Source organism: Bradyrhizobium sp. cf659 (assembly GCF_900113725.1).
Classification (GTDB): Bacteria; Pseudomonadota; Alphaproteobacteria; order Rhizobiales; family Xanthobacteraceae; genus Bradyrhizobium.
On sequence record NZ_FOQJ01000013.1, the window covers coordinates 177,465 to 195,349 of the forward strand.

General features: G+C 65.5%; 15 protein-coding genes. 2 read left to right on the forward strand and 13 right to left on the reverse strand.

What is annotated here, in order from left to right:
- Positions 1 to 3: 3 nt before the first annotated feature.
- The 9 genes from atzF to flgB all read right to left on the reverse strand — a co-directional run bounded on the left by atzF (position 4) and on the right by flgB (position 9,204).
- Entirely contained in the window at positions 4 to 1,389 is a 1,386-nt protein-coding gene (gene atzF, locus BM118_RS35095) for an allophanate hydrolase (RefSeq protein ID WP_092191890.1), read from the reverse strand.
- A gap of 170 nt (positions 1,390 to 1,559) precedes the next feature.
- Positions 1,560 to 2,555, reverse strand: coding sequence for a Tim44 domain-containing protein (locus BM118_RS35100; protein ID WP_092191892.1), 996 nt, complete (start codon positions 2,553 to 2,555; stop codon positions 1,560 to 1,562).
- Between the two features lie 403 nt (positions 2,556 to 2,958).
- Positions 2,959 to 5,544: a cell cycle histidine kinase CckA gene (cckA, locus tag BM118_RS35105; RefSeq protein WP_092191894.1), complete on the reverse strand. Its 2,586-nt coding sequence runs from the start codon at positions 5,542 to 5,544 to the stop codon at positions 2,959 to 2,961.
- A 154-nt stretch (positions 5,545 to 5,698) separates the two neighbouring features.
- The gene (gene flhB, locus BM118_RS35110) at positions 5,699 to 6,778 is read right to left on the reverse strand and encodes a flagellar biosynthesis protein FlhB (protein ID WP_092191896.1); all 1,080 of its coding nucleotides are present in this window, start codon (positions 6,776 to 6,778) and stop codon (positions 5,699 to 5,701) included.
- 10 nt (positions 6,779 to 6,788) lie between these two features.
- A complete protein-coding gene (gene fliR / locus BM118_RS35115; protein ID WP_027548528.1) occupies positions 6,789 to 7,559 on the reverse strand; it encodes a flagellar biosynthetic protein FliR in 771 nt (256 codons plus the stop codon).
- A gap of 17 nt (positions 7,560 to 7,576) precedes the next feature.
- Entirely contained in the window at positions 7,577 to 7,840 is a 264-nt protein-coding gene (gene fliQ / locus BM118_RS35120) for a flagellar biosynthesis protein FliQ (RefSeq protein ID WP_011088555.1), read from the reverse strand.
- A 169-nt stretch (positions 7,841 to 8,009) separates the two neighbouring features.
- Positions 8,010 to 8,318 (reverse strand): flagellar hook-basal body complex protein FliE, encoded by a 309-nt coding sequence (gene fliE / locus BM118_RS35125; protein ID WP_011088556.1) that lies wholly within the window; start codon positions 8,316 to 8,318, stop codon positions 8,010 to 8,012.
- Between the two features lie 16 nt (positions 8,319 to 8,334).
- Positions 8,335 to 8,760, reverse strand: coding sequence for a flagellar basal body rod protein FlgC (flgC, locus tag BM118_RS35130; protein ID WP_092191898.1), 426 nt, complete (start codon positions 8,758 to 8,760; stop codon positions 8,335 to 8,337).
- Positions 8,761 to 8,799: 39 nt separating this feature from the next.
- Positions 8,800 to 9,204: a flagellar basal body rod protein FlgB gene (flgB, locus tag BM118_RS35135; RefSeq protein ID WP_092191900.1), complete on the reverse strand. Its 405-nt coding sequence runs from the start codon at positions 9,202 to 9,204 to the stop codon at positions 8,800 to 8,802.
- A 351-nt stretch (positions 9,205 to 9,555) separates the two neighbouring features.
- On the opposite strand from flgB, the gene BM118_RS35140 reads away from it, so the two are divergent.
- Positions 9,556 to 10,533, forward strand: coding sequence for a flagellar biosynthetic protein FliO (locus BM118_RS35140; RefSeq protein ID WP_092191902.1), 978 nt, complete (start codon positions 9,556 to 9,558; stop codon positions 10,531 to 10,533).
- Entirely contained in the window at positions 10,530 to 11,282 is a 753-nt protein-coding gene (gene fliP, locus BM118_RS35145; RefSeq protein ID WP_092191904.1) for a flagellar type III secretion system pore protein FliP, read from the forward strand. Before BM118_RS35140 ends, fliP begins: the two co-directional genes overlap by 4 nt.
- 432 nt (positions 11,283 to 11,714) lie before the next feature.
- Here the strand turns inward: fliP and BM118_RS35160 are convergent, their stop codons facing one another.
- The 4 genes from BM118_RS35160 to BM118_RS35175 form a co-directional block, all read right to left on the reverse strand.
- Positions 11,715 to 15,458, reverse strand: a complete 3,744-nt coding sequence (locus tag BM118_RS35160; RefSeq protein ID WP_177234982.1) for a tetratricopeptide repeat protein — start codon at positions 15,456 to 15,458, stop codon at positions 11,715 to 11,717.
- Positions 15,459 to 15,692: 234 nt separating this feature from the next.
- On the reverse strand, positions 15,693 to 15,887 hold the full coding sequence (locus BM118_RS35165; RefSeq protein ID WP_092191910.1) for a hypothetical protein: 195 nt from the start codon (positions 15,885 to 15,887) through the stop codon (positions 15,693 to 15,695).
- Between the two features lie 114 nt (positions 15,888 to 16,001).
- The gene (locus BM118_RS35170) at positions 16,002 to 16,877 is read right to left on the reverse strand and encodes a tetratricopeptide repeat protein (RefSeq protein ID WP_092191912.1); all 876 of its coding nucleotides are present in this window, start codon (positions 16,875 to 16,877) and stop codon (positions 16,002 to 16,004) included.
- Between the two features lie 52 nt (positions 16,878 to 16,929).
- Positions 16,930 to 17,586, reverse strand: a complete 657-nt coding sequence (locus tag BM118_RS35175; protein WP_092191914.1) for a FecR family protein — start codon at positions 17,584 to 17,586, stop codon at positions 16,930 to 16,932.
- Between the last annotated feature and the right edge of the window lie 299 nt (positions 17,587 to 17,885).

Genomic DNA, 17,885 nt, shown 5'->3' on the forward strand with positions numbered 1-17,885 from the left:
CCTTCAGCCGCCAGACTTCAATTCGAACGCCGCTTGGCCTGCAGTGGCCTCGAACCGCCGCGCCAGTCCGATCAGCGCGCGATCATGCCAGGCCGGCGCCAGCAGGGTCACGCCCATCGGCATGCCGTTCGGCAATGTCGCGTTGGGAACCGCCACGCCGCAGAGATCGAGCAGATTGGCAAAGTACGAGTAGTAGCCGAGGCGATTGTTGAGGGTGATCGGATCGCGATCCATCTCCTCCAGTGTGAACGGCCGCGGTGCGGTCGGGACCACCAGCGCATCGATACAAGCAAAGATCGCCTCGGCGTCGCGGCGAAGTCGGTGCAACCGGTGAATGGCACCAAACGTGTCGATCGCTGAATAGCCGGCGGCTGAGCCCAGCACGGTCCTCGTGACATCAAGCAGGGAGCCGGAATCGATGTCCATAAGCGAAGCGATGGCCGAGTGCCGCTCCGCGACCCAGGGTCCGCTGAACATCAACTCCCCGGCCTGGCGGAACGGGGCGAAGTCCACCTCGATCGCCGTCCCTCCGATCTGCGTGAAACGCTCGCAGGCGCGCTCATAGAGCTCGCCGCATTCCGGCATGCCGAAGCATTCGAGATCGGCGGACGCGATGCGGCCGAACCGGAACGATGGCGCCGTCCCTGTGGTGAAGGAAAAGGCCCTGGGCAAGCGGCTGTAGGGATCTTCGAAATCGAACCCTTCGATGATGTCGATGATCGCCTCGCCGTCGCTGACGGTATTGCAGAACACCGAAACGCAATCGATCGTCGGGCAATTCGGCACCAGCCCGCGCGATGACACCAGCCCCACGGTCGGCTTGATTCCGACGATGTTGTTGAAGCCGGCAGGTATGCGGCCGGACCCGCCGGTATCCGTGCCGAGCGCGAACGCGACGTGCCCGGCCGCCACGGCGACCGCGGACCCGGAACTGGAGCCGCCCGAAATATAGCGCGCATCGGCAACCGACGCGCAGGGGCCATAGGGGGAACGCGCGCCGGACAGGCCTGTGGCGAACTGATCGAGATTGGTCTTTCCGAGGCAAATTGCGCCGGCCGCGGTGAGGCGTTCGACGCTGTGCGCGGAATGCCAGGGCGTGTAGCTGAACGCCGGGCATGCGGCCGTGGTCGGCATTCCCTCGACATCGATATTGTCCTTCACACCGAAGGGAATGCCGAGCAGCGGAAGATTTTCGCCGGTCCGCGCACGTGCCACCAGCTTGCGGCATGCTTCGAGCGCCTCCTCCCGCGGGCGGAGATAGATCCAGCAATTGCGGTCGCGCTCGGCCTCGATCCGGTCATACGCCGATTCGATCGCCTCCAGCGCCGAGGACGAATTCCTGACGATGGTTTCGTGATTGGTCCTGCAGCGCGCGACAGACTGAGTCACCGAATATCTCCTTCTCCAACCGGCAGGCGCGAAATTGCGGGAGCTCTGCATGGGCAACAAGCAATTAAGTGCTTCGCCCAAATGGTCGGCCGTATCAGGAGATACGCGGCTCAAAGAAAAAGGGCGCCGTGCGAGAGGCACGACGCCCTTATTGTTCAATTCGCCTGCGATCAGTTGGTCTGCTGGATCGCCGACAATTCCCAGCCGCTGCCCGGCCGGCGTGCGAAAGTCCAGACTTCAGTGACTTCGCCCGGCTGCTCGCTGCCGGCGACGAGCGCGCCGGTGTTGCGGTCGACCGTTTTGTCGGTGAGGGCGAAGCGCAGCGCCACCGTCGCGTAGTCCGTCTCGCCTTCGCGCCAGGCTTCCGCCAGGTCGCCCTGCAACAGTTTCACGTTGGAAGTCTTGTTGACGACGTTGCGCGCGCGATTCTCGCCAAGGTCCTTCTCGAAATAGGAGACCATCTCCGGCGTCGCGAGCGTGTGCAGCTTTGCCACGTCCTCGTTCGACCAAGCGGACTGGATCTCGCCGAGCAGGCGCTCGAACGCCTCGTAGTCATCAGGCTTGATTTCGAGCGGCGCGTTGTTGGCGCCGAAGCCGAAGCCACCACCGCCGAGACCGCTGCGATAGTTCGTCTGCGGTCCCGGACCGGCACCAGCATCAGCATTGGCGTAAGCCGCCTGCGGCGTGTGGCGGCGCTGCCACCAGGACATCGCCAGCCGAACCACGAGCACCACGAGCGCGATCTGAATGATCAGGCCAATGATCGACGACAGGCCGCCGAGGCCGCCGAACAGGCCGCCGCCGAACAGCATGCCCAGCAGGCCTGCGCCGAGGAAGCCGGCCGCAAGGCCGCCCATGAAGCCGCCGGCACGGCCGAACAGGCCGCCGCGCGCGGGCGCGGCCGCAGCCGAATTCATGCCTGCGCCCGGCTGGGTGTAGGTGCGATTGAACTGCGAGGCCGAGCCCGGCGCGGTCGTGGTTGACGGCGGTGCCGAATAGGTTCGCGAGCCGCGCGAACCCGACGACATGCCGCCACCGACGCGCGCGTCGGCGGACGAGATCGCCAGCGCTGTCGGCAGCGCAAGCGCCAGCACGACGGCGATCGTCTTGAAGAGACTGCGGGATCGTTGCGAGAAATTCATGTTCGTTTCCCAAATCCCCGGCATGGGGACGTGGCCCTAAGATGGGCAGCCGGCGCGAAAAGTGAAGCCGGTTTCGGAACTTGTAGCTGCGGCCCTCAGTCGCGGGGATGTGGCAAAAGCCCATATTTGGCGGGGGTTTGGCCCGGCGCGCGCGGGGCCCTGGTCGCCGGGTACCGGCAGCTTTCAGGGCTAGGACACCGCTTTTTCCTCGTCATTGAACCCTTGCGTCAAAGCAATCCAGTCTGGTTCCGCGGAGACAGTCTGGATTGCTTCGCGGAGCCTGTCATCGGGCCGCGCTTTGCGCGGACCCGTTGGCTCGCAATGATGGTATTGGGACAATTGCGCGATGCCTCCTCAATGTCGTCCTGGCGTTCGCCAGGACGACAGCGGAGATTGCCGCGCGGTGTGTGCACCCCACGCGCAGCCCTCACCCCTGCTTCGTCATCGTCTCCTTCACCGCCGCCACGAGCTGGCTGAGCGTGAACGGCTTTGGCAGGAAGTCGAACTGCTGGCCTTCGGGCAGGCTCTTCTCGAACGCGTCCTCGGCGTAGCCGGAGACGAAGATGAACTTGATGTCGGGGTTCTTCTCGCGCATCGCCTTCAGCAGCGTCGGGCCGTCCATCTCCGGCATCACCACGTCGGAGACGACGAGATCGATCGCGCCGCTCTGCTCCTCCAGCATCTCCATGGCCTCGACGCCGTTCTCGGCCTCGACCACGGTGTAGCCGCGCGAGCGCAGGCCACGCGCGTTGAGCGCGCGCAGGCCCTCTTCGTCCTCGACCAGCAGGATGGTGCCCTGTCCGGTCAGATCAGTGCGCGGCTTCGCTTCCGCCGCCGCGGGCGCGGCTTCCTTCGCCGCGCCATTGGCCGTGCTGACCACTGCCGCGGGCTGCTCGACCTGCACCTCCGGCTCGGCGTGATGGCGCGGCAGGAAGATGTGGAACGAAGTGCCCTGCCCCGGCTCGGAATCGACGTAGATGAAGCCGCCGGTCTGCTTGACGATGCCGTAGACGGTGGAGAGGCCGAGGCCGGTGCCCTTGCCGACTTCCTTGGTCGAGAAGAACGGCTCGAAGATCTTGTCGCGGATGTCGGCGGGGATGCCTGTGCCGGTGTCGGCGACCTCGATGCGTACATAGTCCGCTGCCGGCATGCCCTTGTAGGCGAGCTTGCCCGCATCCTCGGTGGCGACGTTGGCGGTGCGGATGATCAGCTTGCCGCCATCGGGCATGGCGTCGCGCGCGTTCACCGCGAGATTGACGATCACCTGCTCGAACTGGGAGACGTCGACCTTCACCGGCCAGAGGTCGCGGCCGTGGATCAGGTCGAGCTTGACCTTCTCGCCGATCAGCCGGCGCAGCAGCATGGTGAGGTCGGAAAGCGCATCGCCGAGATCGAGCACCTGCGGCCGCAGCGTCTGCCGCCGCGAGAACGCGAGCAACTGCCGCACCAGCGTCGCGGCACGCGTCGCGTTCTGCTTGATCTGCATGATGTCCTGGAACGACGGGTCGGTCGGCTTGTGCGCGTTCAGCAGGAAGTCGTTCGCCATCATGATGGCGGAGAGCACGTTGTTGAAGTCGTGGGCGATGCCGCCGGCGAGCTGGCCGACCGTCTCCATCTTCTGCGACTGGTTGATCTGGTTCTCCAGCGCGCGCCGCTCGGTGGTCTCGAGCATGTGCACGATGGCGGCTTCCGCGTCGTTCTCGGCCGCATCGACCGGCGTGACGAAGAACTGGCCCCAGCGCTCCTTGGTTCCTTCCAGCGCCACCTCGACCGGCGCGATGTCGGCCTTGCCTTCGGCGGCCTGGTTGATGGCCGTGATCACCAGGTGGCGGTCACGTGAATTGATGGCGCGGAAGATCGACTTGCTGGCGCTGTCGAGACCGAGGCCCTGCGCGAGCTTGGCATAGCGCGCGTTTGCGCGCACGACGTTGCCGCCGCGGTCGACGGTGGCGATCGCCATCGGCGTGTGGTCGAAGAAGCGCATGAAACGCACTTCGGCGGCGCGGTCCGGATCGCTGCGCTCGTCGCGGGCGCGGCTGATGACGAGCGTGCGCGACGGCCCCGGCGCGCCGTCGGCGCCGAAGGCAAGCTTGTGATAGAGCCGCACCGGCATGGTCTTGCCGGTGCGCATGCGCAGGTCGATGTCGAAAACCTCGGTCTTCACCTCGCCCGGCACCGCCACGATCGAGCTGAGCAGCGAGGCGCCGTCGCCGGAGACGATGTCGGCGAGCTTCAGCCCGCCCGAGCCGATCTCTGCGAGGTCGTAGTCGAGCCAGTTCGCCAGCGTCGCGTTGACGTAAGCGAGCTCGCCGGCCGGATTGACCGAGAAGAAGCCGCAAGGCGCGTGATCGAGATATTCGATCGCATGCTGGAGTTCCTGGAACACGTCCTCCTGGCGCTCGCGGTCGCGGGTGATGTCGGCAATCGACCACACCGCGTATTTCGCCTCGCGCTTTCCGGTGCCGAGCGGGCGCACCCGCATGCGCAGCCAGCGGCCCTGGCTGCCGTCATGGCCGGAGATGCGCACCTCTTCCTGCTGCCGCTTGCCTTCCCGGGCGGCTTTCAGCAGCCGGAACACGGCTTCGGAGACGTCGGGATTGCCGATGAAGACGCGCTCGACGGGGCGCACGTCCTGCGGGCCGGTGGCACCGGTCAGGGTCAGATAGGCCGCATTGGAATAGACCACATGGCCGCGCGGATCGGTGACCGCCAGGCCGTCGAAGGCGTGATCGGCGATCCGTCCCATCACGGGGTCGTCGAGACTGCGGTCGACGAAGCGGATGATGCCGGCGGCGAAGGCGAACAGGTTGAACAGGCCGACCATCGCCAGCACGGCGAGGATGCCGAGGATATAAGGCTGCGCCTGCGCGCGGCCGAGCGTCATCAGCCCGACGGCGACCGCGACCAGGCCGGCGGCCACCAGCAGCACCAGCGCAATGCTGCCCGAGCGCGGCGAAGGCTCGTGCGCCGCAACGGGCTCGCGTGTGAGGTCGTGGTCGGTCTCAGCAGTCATCTCGAGCTGGCGCAGCCTGTCGGCAGAGAATCAACGCGCTGCGGCGCGCGTGGGGTCCTCCCTGCCTGAATCGGACCCGCAGGCGCAAGGGCAGCAAGGGCGAAAGGTACGCTGATTCCCAGATTACGGCCATTTCCGGTACTTTTCGGGTATTTTATCCCCGCCCGGCGCCGAATCCGCGCTTCAGCCGCATGACGTAGCCGATGACCTCGGCGACCGCGTGGTAGTGCTCGGTCGGGATTTCCTGGTCGATGTCGACGGTGGCGTAGAGCGCGCGGGCCAGCGGCACGTTCTCGACGATGGGGATGTCGTGTGCGCGCGCGATCTCCCTGATCTTGAAGGCGAGATTGTCGACGCCCTTGGCGACGCAGATCGGCGCCTGCATGCCGCGCTCGTAGGACAGCGCCACCGAATAGTGGGTCGGGTTGGTGATGATCACGGAGGCCTTGGGAACCGCCGCCATCATGCGCTTCTTGGCGCGCTGCTGCCGCAGCTGCCTGATCTTGCCCTTGATGTGCGGGTCGCCTTCGGACTGCTTGAACTCTTCCTTGATCTCCTGGAGCGACATCTTCTGCCGTTGGAACCAGCTTCGATACTGGAAGAAGTAGTCGCCTATGGCGATGATCGCGAGCGCCGCGACCACCGCGCCGAGCAGATGAATGGTCAAGCTGGTGGTGGCGCCGAGCATGGCGGCCGGATCGAGCCTGACCATCGCCTCCATGCGATGCCGTTCCGGCCACAGGATCGTGGCCATGACCGCGCCGAGCACGATCAGCTTGCCGAGGCCCTTCAGGAAGTTCGCGGCCGCCTGCTTGCCGAAGATGCGCTTGAAACCGGCCGCGGGCGAGAGCTTGCTGAATTTGGGCTTGAGGGATTCGGCCGACCAGACCAGGCGGTGCTGGAGCATGTTGCCGGCGATGGCTGCCAGCACCAGCATCAGCAAGGGCACGCCGACCGCGGCGAGCACGGCGAATTCGATCTGCTGCATCAGCGCGAGCAGAGCCCTGCCGTCGGTCTTGATCATCCAGGAATTGGCGAGCAGGTTGCGCATCGGCGTCACCAGCCCGCTGCCCACCGAGCCCGAGAAGGTCGAGACCACGAGCGTGCCGCCCGCGATCATGAACCAGGTGTTGATCTCCTGGCTCTTGGCGACGTCGCCGCGTTCGAGCGCCTCGTCGAGGCGTTTTTGCGTCGGGTCTTCTGTTTGACTCTCTGGATCGTTGTCTTCCGCCATCGATCCCCCGTTACCTGAGCGGCATCATCTGGTGCATGACACCGATGAAGTAATCCAGAAATGTGCCCATCATCGCCGTGAGCACCACGGCGAGCACCAGGAAGCCCACGAAGATCGACAGCGGCACGCCGACGAAATAGACCTGCATCTGCGGCATCAGCCGCGCCAGCACCCCTAACCCGATATTGAAGACGAGGCCGAACACCAGGAACGGTCCGGAGAGCTGCAGGCCGAGGCGGAACGCGGCGGCGAAGGCGCGCGTCGCCAGCGAGGCGACATCGCCGCTCGACACGGTCTCGCCCGGCGAGAAGATCGCATAGCTGTCGTTCAGCGCCGCGATCACCAAATGATGGCTGTCGGTGGCGAACAGCAGCGTCACCCCGAGCATGGTCAGGAAGTTGCCGACCAGCACGCCCTGCTGTCCCTGCGTCGGATCGACCGAGGTGACGAAGCCGAGCCCCATCTGCTGCGCGATCACGGAACCCGCGACCTGGAGCGCCGACAGCGTCACGCGCGCCGTTGCCCCCAGCACGATGCCGATCGCGATTTCATGCAGCATCAGCACCAGAAGCGGCGCCAGCGAGCCCATGTCGACCTGATAGGCGCTGCGATGCAGCGGCAGGATGATCAGCGTGAGCAGCAGCGCGATCGACAGCTTTATCCGCGTCGGGATGTTGGTCTCGCCCAGGCCCGGCAGCAGCATCACCATCGCGCCGACCCGGGCGAAGACGAGCATGAAGGCCGCCGCAAGCGCCGGCAGCAGCGAGACGTCGATGCGCATAATCTACGCATCTTGCCTCAGCCGCCGATGATTCGCGACGATATCCGCAGCATGTGGGCATGGAGCGAGTCGGCCATGAACGGCAGCGCCAACAGCATCGTGGCGAAGATGGCCAGAATCTTCGGCACGTAGATCAGCGTCTGCTCCTGGATCTGCGTCAGCGCCTGGAACAGCGACACGATCACGCCGACCACGAGGCCGACCACCATCAGGGGCGACGACACGATCACGATCGTCCAGATCGCATCGCGCGCGACGTCGAGGGTCTCGGGCCCGGTCATTTGCAGAATTCCTTATTCAAGCTTCATCCCCGCCACCGCGACGAGGAACCGATGCCCTCTCCCCCCGTCTTTGCGAGCGTAGCGAAGCAATCCAGACTGCCGCGGCGGAAAGATTCTGGATTGCTTCGCTTCGCTCGCAATGACGATCGGGAGCGAGCGGGGCCGAAAATCAGATCGGCATCTTCATGATGTCTTCATACGCCGAGATCACGCGGTCGCGGACCGAGACCAGCGTGGAGACGGCAACGTCGGTGTCGGCGACCGCCGTCACCACGTCCATCACGTTGGCCTTGCCGGCGGCCATCGCCACGGTCTGCGCGTCGGACTTGCGGCCGGACTCCATGACGCTGCCGACGGCGTCTTTCAGGAGCGATGCGAAGGACTGCCCGCTGGCTTCGCTGCCCTTGCCGGCGCCGCTGTTCTCCAGCACGCGGGCGAGGTTGGCATAGGCGTTGGCTGCGATTGTCGGTGATGCCATGGCTCAAATGTCCTGTTCAGCTCTTGAGGATGTCGAGCGTGCGCTGGATCATCCGGCGCGTCGCACTGATGATGTTGAGATTGGCCTCGTAGGACCGCTGCGCATCGCGCATGTCGGTCATCTCGACCACCGAGTTCACGTTGGGATATTTGACGTTGCCGGTGGCATCCGCCGCCGGATTGTTCGGCTCGTATTTGACGCGGAAGTTGGACTGGTCGGGCTTGATCCTGCCGAGGGTGACGACCTGCGCGTCGAGCGTGCGGTCGAGCGCGGAGGAGAAGGTCGGCACCTTGCGCCGGTAGGGATCGCCGCCTGACGTCTGCGACGTCGAATCCGCGTTCGCGATGTTCTCCGAGATCACCCGCATGCGCCCGGCCTGCGCGCGCAGGCCGGAGGTCGCGATCGCCATCGAGCGGGCAAAGTCGCTGCTGTCATTCGCCATGATGCGCCTCCTCTAGCTCTTCCGTTCCGGGATCATGCTCTAGCCCTTGCCGATCGCGGTCTTGAGCAGATGCAGGCTCTTCGAATAGAGCGAGGTCGCCGCCGCGTAGTCCATCTGGTTGCTGGCGGCCTTCATCATCTCCTCTTCGAGATTGACGGCGTTGCCCGCAGGGCGTGTCTCGAAGCCCGCGTTCTTGTTCTGGTCGAAACCGGAGGCCGCGCCGGACGGCGTCATGTGGGAGCCGCTGGTGCGCGTCAGCGCCAGCGGGCCCATCGCGCCCGTGACCGCGCCTGATTTGTCGAGCTTGGGCTCGACCAGGTCGCGCGGCCGGAATTTGGGGGTGTCGGAATTGGAGACGTTCTCGGACAGGACGCGCTGGCGTTCCTGATGCCACTGCATCTTGGTGCGGAGCGCCGACAGCACCGGGAGGTCGTTGATGGACATCGTCGCGGCTCCTTCCGCCTCCTCCGGATCCAGGGTCCGAAGCTAGGCAGAATTTGCCGCCTGTATGGTTAACAGGTGGTTAAGGATGCCACAGATGCATGTCCCGCGCCGGGACAGGAATTCGTTCCCCCGTGATTCTACGCCTCCAAAAGTGGCGTTAACCCAACCGTTTGGCGGCACATGCACAGGCCAAGAAGTCGTTTTGGATCGGGCGATTCATAGGTTATTAAGAGTTGGGGACGGCAAAACTTGCCGTGGGACATTAAGAGATCGCAGTTTGGGGCATCGTAGGCCGGTGGTTGGCGCGTCTGACCATGGGCACGAGAAGAGCGCCATTTCTCGGGGACAAGTATGCAAGGCAGCCCTATCACCTTCATCATCGCGTTCATCGTCGTTCTGGCGTTGATCGGCGTTGCTGCATGGCTGGTTCGCCGATTCGCCAGCAGCCGGCTCGGCGCCAACACCCAGCGCGGCCGGATGCCCCGGCTCGCCGTGATCGATGCTGCCGCCGTCGACGGCCGGCGCCGCCTGGTGCTGGTCCGGCGCGACAATGTCGAGCATCTCCTGATGATCGGCGGCCCGACCGACATCGTCGTCGAGCCCAACATCGTGCGCGCCGCGCCCGGCCGCGACCAGCTTCCGCAGCGTCCCAACGCCGCCGAACCGCCGCGCCTCGCCCCGATGCCCGATGCCGGCGGCTGGGCCGACGAGACGCCGCGGCCCGAAATGCTCGATCACCCCGAGCCGCAGATGCCCGAGCCGCCGCCGCGGCCCGCGCGCCCGTCCTTCGCCGACGAAGTGCGCCGGCCCGCGCCCGCACTGGCCGAACGCCGCAGCGAGCCGCCGCTGGCCGGCTTCCCGCCCGAACCGATCGCGCCGCGTCCCGAGCGCGAGCCGCGGCCTGAGCCGCTGCCGCTGCCGCCGCGCGTTGCCCGCAGCGAGCCGCCGCTGATGCCGCGTCCGCCGCGCCAGAGCGAGCCGGCGAAGGTGCCGCCGGTGCGCGCCGAGCGCGCGGCGCCGCCGCCTCCGCCCGTGCCGCAGGCTCCGCCCGTTCCGCCGCCGGCCCCCGCTCCTGCTGCGCCCTCGAGCGCCGAGCAGAATCTGGCCGAAATGGCGCAGCGGTTAGAGGCTGCGCTGCGCCGCCCGGCCGGCGAGACGGTCGCGCCTCCGGTTGCGCCGGAGCCGCCGGCCGCTCCCCCGCGCGCGGCACGCAGCGAGCCGCCGGCACCCCCGGCCCCGCCGCCGAAGCCTGCCCCGGAAAAGACCAGCTTTGAGAATCTCGAAGACGAGATGGCCTCGCTGCTCGGCCGTCCGAAGCCGTCTTCGTGAGGCTGCCGGCCCTCCCGCGTAGAGTTCTTTTTCTTTCTGTCCTGTTCAGTGCGGCTTCGCTCGCAGGCCTTGCGCATGCGCAGGACATCAGCATCAATCTCGGCGGTCAGGGTGGCGGCGTCACCGAGCGGGCGATCCAGCTCATCGCGCTGCTCACGGTGCTGTCGATCGCGCCGTCGATCCTGATCATGATGACGTCGTTCACGCGCATCGTGGTCGTGCTGTCGCTCCTGCGCACCGCGATGGGCACGGCGACCGCGCCGCCGAACTCGGTGATCATCGCGCTCGCGATGTTCCTCACCTTCTTCGTGATGGGGCCGGTGCTGCAAAAATCCTACGACGAGGGCATCCGCCCGCTCGTCGCCAACCAGATCGGCGTCGAGGATGCGCTTCAGCGCGCCTCGGTCCCGTTGCGCGGCTTCATGCAGAAGAACGTGCGCGAGAAGGACCTCAAGCTGTTCCTGGATCTCTCCGGCGAGCCGGCACCGGCCACCCCCGACGAGCTCGCGCTCCGTATCCTCGTGCCCGCCTTCATGATCTCCGAGCTGAAGCGCGCCTTCGAGATCGGCTTTCTGCTGTTCCTGCCCTTCCTGATCATCGACCTCGTCGTCGCCTCCGTGCTGATGTCGATGGGCATGATGATGCTGCCGCCGGCAACCATATCGCTGCCGTTCAAGCTGATCTTCTTCGTCCTGGTCGACGGCTGGTCGCTGGTGGCGGGGAGTTTGGTGCAGAGCTACGGGGGATGAGGCCGGCTTGGGGGCGATGTCAGCGCATCCTCTCCGTTCCCAATGACGCCTCCGCTCCATCCCCGTCATTGCGAGGAGCCCTTGCGACGAAGCAATCCAGACTGTCCCCGCGGAAAGATTCTGGATTGCTTCGCTGCGCTCGCAATGACGGCGGATGTGGTAACAGCTCGCTCAACTTGCAGGCCGCAACAGGCGATCGCTCCACAAATCGCCACTCCATCCCCGTCATTGCGAGGAGCTCTTGCGACGAAGCAATCTAGACTGTCTCCGCGGAGAGACTCTGGATTGCTTCGCGGAGCCTGTCATCGGGCCGCGCTTTGCGCGGGACCGCCCTACCCCTTCATGTCATACTGCTTGCTGAGGTGATCGCCGATCTGCACCAGCATGGCGACGCTTTCGGGGAAGCCGGACCTGTCCCGCGTCGCGAGATTCCTACCGCGTCATCTTGATCTGCCGCACGGCGGGGATCTTCGGCAGCGAGCCGGTGTGGTCGGTCTCTTCCTTGGCCTGCGGCCCGGATGGCGCGCGGGCGGTGGCGTCAGGGAAGCGCTGCTTCATCTCGCGCAGGAAGCCGTCGAGCGTGTCGACGCTCGCAGCCAGCTTGGCGATCTCGGCGAATTCGGCACTGGAGGCCGCGGCCGGCTTGCTCGCGATGTTGAAGGCGAGACGGTCGGCGCTCTCGCTCATCAGCGGCGCGTACTTCTCGCGGAAGCGCGACAGGCCGATCGAATCGTCGGCGAGCGCGTAGCCGACGGCGGCGCGGATGATGTCGCTCTTCTCCACCGCATTGAGCGGCTTGAAGTCGCGGAAGCGCTCGCCGTAATAGAGCTCGATCTGCTCGGCCGACTCGCGCCAGCGCCGCGCCGCCCAGAAGATGTCGGAGCGCAGGCGGAGCACCTCGCGCCCGGAGACGTTGGAGACGATGTCGAGCGCGAGATCGTGACGGCCGACGTCGCTCTGCGCCCGGGCCTCGAGCAGCAGGCGCTGCTGCCTGAGCTCGCCGGAGAGATCGCTGATGCGGCTCGCGCGCAGCGCCGTGATCGCCATGTCCGGCCTGCGGTTGGCCAGATAGATCATGGAAAGACGCGCCGCGACCTGGGCACGCGCGGCGCCTTCGAGGCGGTGGTCGACCTGGTATTGCAGGAGCTCGGCGGCCTGGTCGAGCAGGTCGATCGAGGCGAGACGGTCGGCGAGACGGCGGATCAGCTCGTCGCCGCGGCGGCCGATCGGCGTCAGCTCGCGGAACTCGTAGAACATCCCGAGCGCCTCGACCGGCGGCAGCTCGTCACCCTTGGGCCCCAGGAAGATCTGCGTGAACAGGTCGGAGGCGAGATCCTGCGCCTGGCGCGAGGCCTCCGCATTCGGCTGCAGCTTCGTCGCGGTGCGCGCCGCCGTGAGCGCGTCCCGGTAGCGCCCGTTCTCGGCATAGATCTGCGACAGCATCTGGAGCGTCTTGACCTCGATCGCGTCGCCGCGCCAGGTCATCGACAGCGTCTCGAGCTCGCGCAGCGCGTCTTCCTTGCTGATCTCGTCGCGCTTCTGCCGCAACGCGACCTCGAGCTGCTTGGCCTCGGCCGCGGCCGGCCGGTCGCTCGAGCCGACCGCGAACTTGTAGTCGTCGAGCGCATCCTTGTCGTGACCGAGCGCCTCGGCCAGCCTGCCGCGCAGCACGGCGAAGCCGGGCGCAGCCTCGGGCGATACGCCGACGATCTCGAGCTCGCTGCGCCGCTTGGAGGCGCCGGCATAGTCCTTCACTTCGAGCGAGGCGCGCATCGCGTCCATCGTCACGATGCGCTGGATGTCGAGCGGCAGCGAGGCGATCGCGAATTCGACGTTCTTGAACTTCTCGCGCGCGTCCGCCCATTTGCCCTGGCGCGCATAGGCGAGCGCCTTCCAGAGCTGGGAGTCGTGGCTGTTGCCGATCACTGGATTGGCGAGGTCCTTCAGGCCCTGCGCCGGCCGGCCGATCAGGATGCTCGCGATCGCGTGCATGATCAGCGCGCCGCTCTCCTCCTTGTTGAGCGGATCGCTCAGCATCAGTTCGGTCACGGCCTTGGCCTCGTGATACATCGCGCGCGACATGTAGAACTGCGCGAGGTCGAGCCGCGGCAGCGAGCGCAGCGCCGGCTCGACGGCCGAGATCGCCATGATCAGGGCGCTCTGGCGCGTCATGAAGTTTTCCGACTGTCCCTTGCGCCAGCCTTCGGGGCTGAAGATCGGGCGTACCGCGGTCGGGGCGCGCTCGGCGGAGATGTCGACCGGCGACAGCGTCAGCCCGCCCTTCTTGCCGAGAATGACCTTGTCGGATCCGACCTCGACGCCGACCTCGTCGGAGTTCGGCCGGATCGCGATGCCGTGGGCGGATTCCAGCAGCGAGAGATCGACGAGGTCCTGACGCTTGATGAAGCCGCGCACCGGCCGCTGCGCCGTGACGACATAGAGCATGTCGCCGGCATCGGGATCGGTGAACTTGTGCAGCAGTCCCGGATTGGCGAAGGGAATAGCGATGTTGGCGAGCGCGGGATCGGTGATGTTGCGCGACATCATCAGCGGCAGCGGCGTCGCCTGGATCTTGTCGGCGAGCGTCAGCAGCCAGTTGGTCTCCTTGCCGACCTCCTCGCTCGTCAGCGAGTAGACCAACGGCCGGGTGAGACGGATGCGCACCGCCTGCCCCTTGTCGAGGGGGATGCGGCCGACCTCGCCGATCATCGCGCCGCCCTTGGCGCGGATCGCCTCGACGTCGATCGGCTTCGGCGTGTCGAACACCAGCCAGATGGTGTCGCCGCGGCGGAACGCCGCCGCAGGCGTTGCGACCTGAAGCGGGAACGTCACCCGCAAGCCGTCGCTGTCGCGGCGCGCATCGACGCTCGGTGCGGCCGGCTGCGGCGCGGCCGGCGCCTCGGCGGGCGCAGCTTTGGCTGCTTCCCTGACCGGCTCCTTCGCCGCTTCCTTCACGACCTCCTTGGGCGCCTCATCCATTGCGGGCTTGGCAGGCGCGGCCGGAGCCTCGGCAACAGGCGCGGTGGGCTTCGAGACTTCCTTGGACGTTTCTTTGGGCGCTTCCGCAGATTCGGTCGCGGGAGGCTGCGCCGGTTTCGGCGCTTCGGCGGCGGGCATCGCGGCAGGCGCTTCCGGCTTCGCCTCGGGCTTGATATCGATCCTGGCGTCGCGCGCGATCGTCTCGGAGGTCGGCGGCACGATCTCGCGATGAGCGTCCTTCTTCTCGGCCGCCGGCTTTTCCGCAGCCGGTGCCGGTCCAAGGCCCTGGCTGGCGGGCTTGACCTGCGCGATCGCGGCCTCGGGCGTCGCGGCCGTCTTGCCCTTGTCCGGCTGGAAGGAGACGTCGACGACGTAGTTCTTCTCGTCGCGGAAGGAGTGCACGTCGGAATCGCCGATCAGCGCGATCTCGACATTGGTCTGGTCGATGTCGGCCTTCTGCTTGATCGAGGCGACGTTCGGCGGCGCGGCGACGACCGCGTCCGCGAGGTCGAAACTGAGGTTGGCGTTGAAGGCGAGCGTGAGCTTCTGCTCGTTGAGCACGGAGGACACGCCGACGCCGTCGGGCATCTCGAACACGAAGCGCACGAAGGTCGGCTGCACCGAGGCGCGCACACGGATCTGCGGACGCTTCTTGGTCTCGGCCGCGGCGCGCTGCGCACGCAGCGCCCGTTCGGCGACGCGCGCGCGCTCGGCGAGCTCCTTGACCACATCCATGGGCAGGCTCGGCGGCGGCCCCTTCCAGCCTTCCGGCAACAGGTCGATGAAGGTGCGCTCGCCGGCATTCATGGTGTTGACGGTGACGCGTCGCGCCAGCGACAGGCGGATGGCGCCGCCGTCGGGATCGCGGCGGGCGGAGTTGACGTAGTCGGGCGCGCCCTCCGGAACCCGGTCGACGGGAACGTCGACGGGCCGGTCGAAGCGGATGATGAGAATTGAGCCGGCCGTCGTCACCTCGGAGGGAACATCCTCGCCGAGCTTGATCACCAGACGGGCGAAGCCGCCGCCGGTCGAAAAACTGGCCTCGCCCCGGATCGGGTCCGCCCGCGCCGGGCTTGCGGCGATCAGGCCGACCAGGAGGACGGTTGCCAGCGCAGGTGCCTTGCGGACATGGCGCGACAGCCCCCACGCCAGGGCGCGGGCTCGCGACACAAATCCAGCGGCAGCCTTCTGCGCCATTGGCGGCACTTCTTCCGGTTCGACGACCCATACCGGCACATGGCGCCGGCCCATGTCGTCGAATGTAGGTTTTGCCAATTAAGGACTTGTTAATGCTGTAATGACGAATTGATCCCGCGCAGTGCGTCGCGACGCCTTGCGTGCGGGCTGAGGCGTGCGCGCTCTGAATTTGGAGAGCAAGTGGTTAAGGAGACGTTAACGCCCCGTCGTCACCCGCGCCGGGCGGGACTGCAATCACGCCCCGCGATCGGCCCGCAGGGAATTCGCCTCGCCTCGCGCTGCGCGAATTGATTGCAAGCTCAATCGCTCTTCCGAGATGCGACTCTCGATGTATGCACGCTCGAGATCCGTCAGCCGCGTATTCAACAACCGCTGATAGCGGCGAATGCTGTCATCGTGAGCTTGAATGATCGCGAACCTTACCTCCATCTTCACCTCCCGCTCGTCAGCCTCACCAGGCCGCACACGGCCGCGGCGTGCACCGCAGCTGCCATCTCAACAAATTCCTCTGCGATGATCGACGAGCCAGAGCCAGTCGTGAACTCAGTCGTGACCGACGCCATAATGCGCGAACTCGTCGCCGATATTGCCCTGAATTGTCTTTGCAGCCGAAATGTCAGAATCTCCGCCAATCGCGTCGCCTTGCTTCAGCTTGGCAAGCCCGCGGCCAAAAAGCGCGCTCGCCAATTCCGGGGCGGCTCGCAAGGCAGAATTGTAGTCGGCGATCGCCGCACCGAACTCACCCATCTTCAGGTGAATCAGCCCGCGCGAATCGTACACGGCAGCGCTGGTCGATCCGGATTGAAGCGCTCTGTCGCAGTCCTCCAGCGCGGCCTGCCAGGCACCGAGAAGCGCCCGGGTCCAACATCGTCCGCTCCATGCGGCCTGCGAATCGGGTTGAAGACGAACGGCCTCGTCGTAATCATGCGCCGCGCGCTGGTGGTCATTTTTCTTCAGGTAGGCTCCGGCGCGGTTGACGAAGGCAGCACCATAGTCAGGATCGAGCTTGATCGCATCATCAAAGGCTTCGATCGCGCGCTCATATTCGCCTTTCCTCAAGTGAGCTACACCGCGGTTGTTGAAGGCCTTTGCGTATGTCGGCTTGAGCGCGATCGACTGATCGAAATCGCGGATGGCTTTGTCGTAATCGCCCTTTGCGGTGTAGGCATTGCCGCGATTGTTATAAGCGATAGCCAGAGCTGCCGTCGTACCCTGACGCGCCTCTATGAAAGCCGTGCAGGCAGCGATCCGGGCATCAAGCGAGATGGTACCCACCCCGTTGCAGGGTTCAATATGACTGAGATAGCTGTTGTTCACCTTGGAATTCTGGTTGGAATTCTGGGCTGCGACTGGCAAGCCAACCAACAGCAGAACGCCAATCGCCACTCCGCTTTTGACGACGGACGATCTTGGTTCCATGTCAGGCCCCGTCTTCTGAGATCTGGCGATTGCGCGGAGACTAGAACCAGCGTCAGCACCCGCGGCAGATGTTCAGATTGAGCTTGTGCTCGGCCCTTTGCTCGGGTCGCGGTGCCCCCGTTACGCCGGACTTCTTCGAATATTTGTTCTTGCCCTCTTCGATAAGAGTGGAAAACCTGGTTGTTCCGTCGTCCGAGATTTCGACATGAGGTGTGGTGCCTCGAACGCCCATCGTGGCGACCGGCGTTTCGATCTTCATGTCACCGGTCTTCGCAACTTGGCCGGCAACAAAAACGAACGTCCCCTTGGTCAGGTTGAAGGTCGTCGAATTGGACTTCCCGCCGGGTTCGTAGACATATTCGTCCAACGTCATGCGGGCGTTGCTCGACAAGTTGAACGAAGTCCCATCCACGAAGTTGATGCCGACCCGACTGTCGGCACCGGTTCGAACCACATCGCCCAAATAGACCGGATCGCCAACCTTCGTCGGGATGGATTCGCCCGGGACGTTTGCCTGGACAATGACGGCTCCCGCATGCTCGATGATGACCGAGCCATCGGCTGCCACAACTTTCCCGATCGGCTTTGACGACGAGTCCAGAACGGCTCGCCGCGGAGAATCGCTCTGCGCCTGGACTGGGGCGGGTGACGAGCAGGCGAGCGCAAGGACGATACCTGCCACGAGAACAGTCGCTGCATGAGTGCCCATGGCTCATCCCTTTTTTGAAGATCTTGTTTTGAGCATCCGAACGGCTCCGACGGCGTCGGCGGCGTCGGCGAGACCATCGCGCATCATGCCAGACCAGCGGCAACAAGCCACGACAGCCAAGCTGGATATTCCGGGGTAATCCGAATGGCTGATCGCCGTGCCCGAAAGAGCCACTATCCGTGTCAGGCAATTTCAACCAGCTTTTCGCCCGTGCCGTCGGGCGAAACGACAGCAATTCTGCCGTGACTGGCCTGGGCGGAATTCTCGGAAACCACGACCTTCAGCGGGCCTGGCTGAGG

Coding starts and splice junctions, on each gene's coding strand:
- BM118_RS35100 (WP_092191892.1), bottom strand. CDS start 2,555: ATGCCGGGGATTTGGGAAACGAACATGAATTTCTCGCAACGATCCCGC.
- cckA (WP_092191894.1), bottom strand. CDS start 5,544: ATGACTGCTGAGACCGACCACGACCTCACACGCGAGCCCGTTGCGGCG.
- flhB (WP_092191896.1), bottom strand. CDS start 6,778: ATGGCGGAAGACAACGATCCAGAGAGTCAAACAGAAGACCCGACGCAA.
- fliR (WP_027548528.1), bottom strand. CDS start 7,559: ATGCGCATCGACGTCTCGCTGCTGCCGGCGCTTGCGGCGGCCTTCATG.
- fliQ (WP_011088555.1), bottom strand. CDS start 7,840: ATGACCGGGCCCGAGACCCTCGACGTCGCGCGCGATGCGATCTGGACG.
- fliE (WP_011088556.1), bottom strand. CDS start 8,318: ATGGCATCACCGACAATCGCAGCCAACGCCTATGCCAACCTCGCCCGC.
- flgC (WP_092191898.1), bottom strand. CDS start 8,760: ATGGCGAATGACAGCAGCGACTTTGCCCGCTCGATGGCGATCGCGACC.
- flgB (WP_092191900.1), bottom strand. CDS start 9,204: ATGTCCATCAACGACCTCCCGGTGCTGTCGGCGCTCCGCACCAAGATG.
- BM118_RS35140 (WP_092191902.1), top strand. CDS start 9,556: ATGCAAGGCAGCCCTATCACCTTCATCATCGCGTTCATCGTCGTTCTG.
- BM118_RS35160 (WP_177234982.1), bottom strand. CDS start 15,458: ATGGCGCAGAAGGCTGCCGCTGGATTTGTGTCGCGAGCCCGCGCCCTG.
- BM118_RS35165 (WP_092191910.1), bottom strand. CDS start 15,887: ATGGAGGTAAGGTTCGCGATCATTCAAGCTCACGATGACAGCATTCGC.
- BM118_RS35170 (WP_092191912.1), bottom strand. CDS start 16,877: ATGGAACCAAGATCGTCCGTCGTCAAAAGCGGAGTGGCGATTGGCGTT.
- BM118_RS35175 (WP_092191914.1), bottom strand. CDS start 17,586: ATGGGCACTCATGCAGCGACTGTTCTCGTGGCAGGTATCGTCCTTGCG.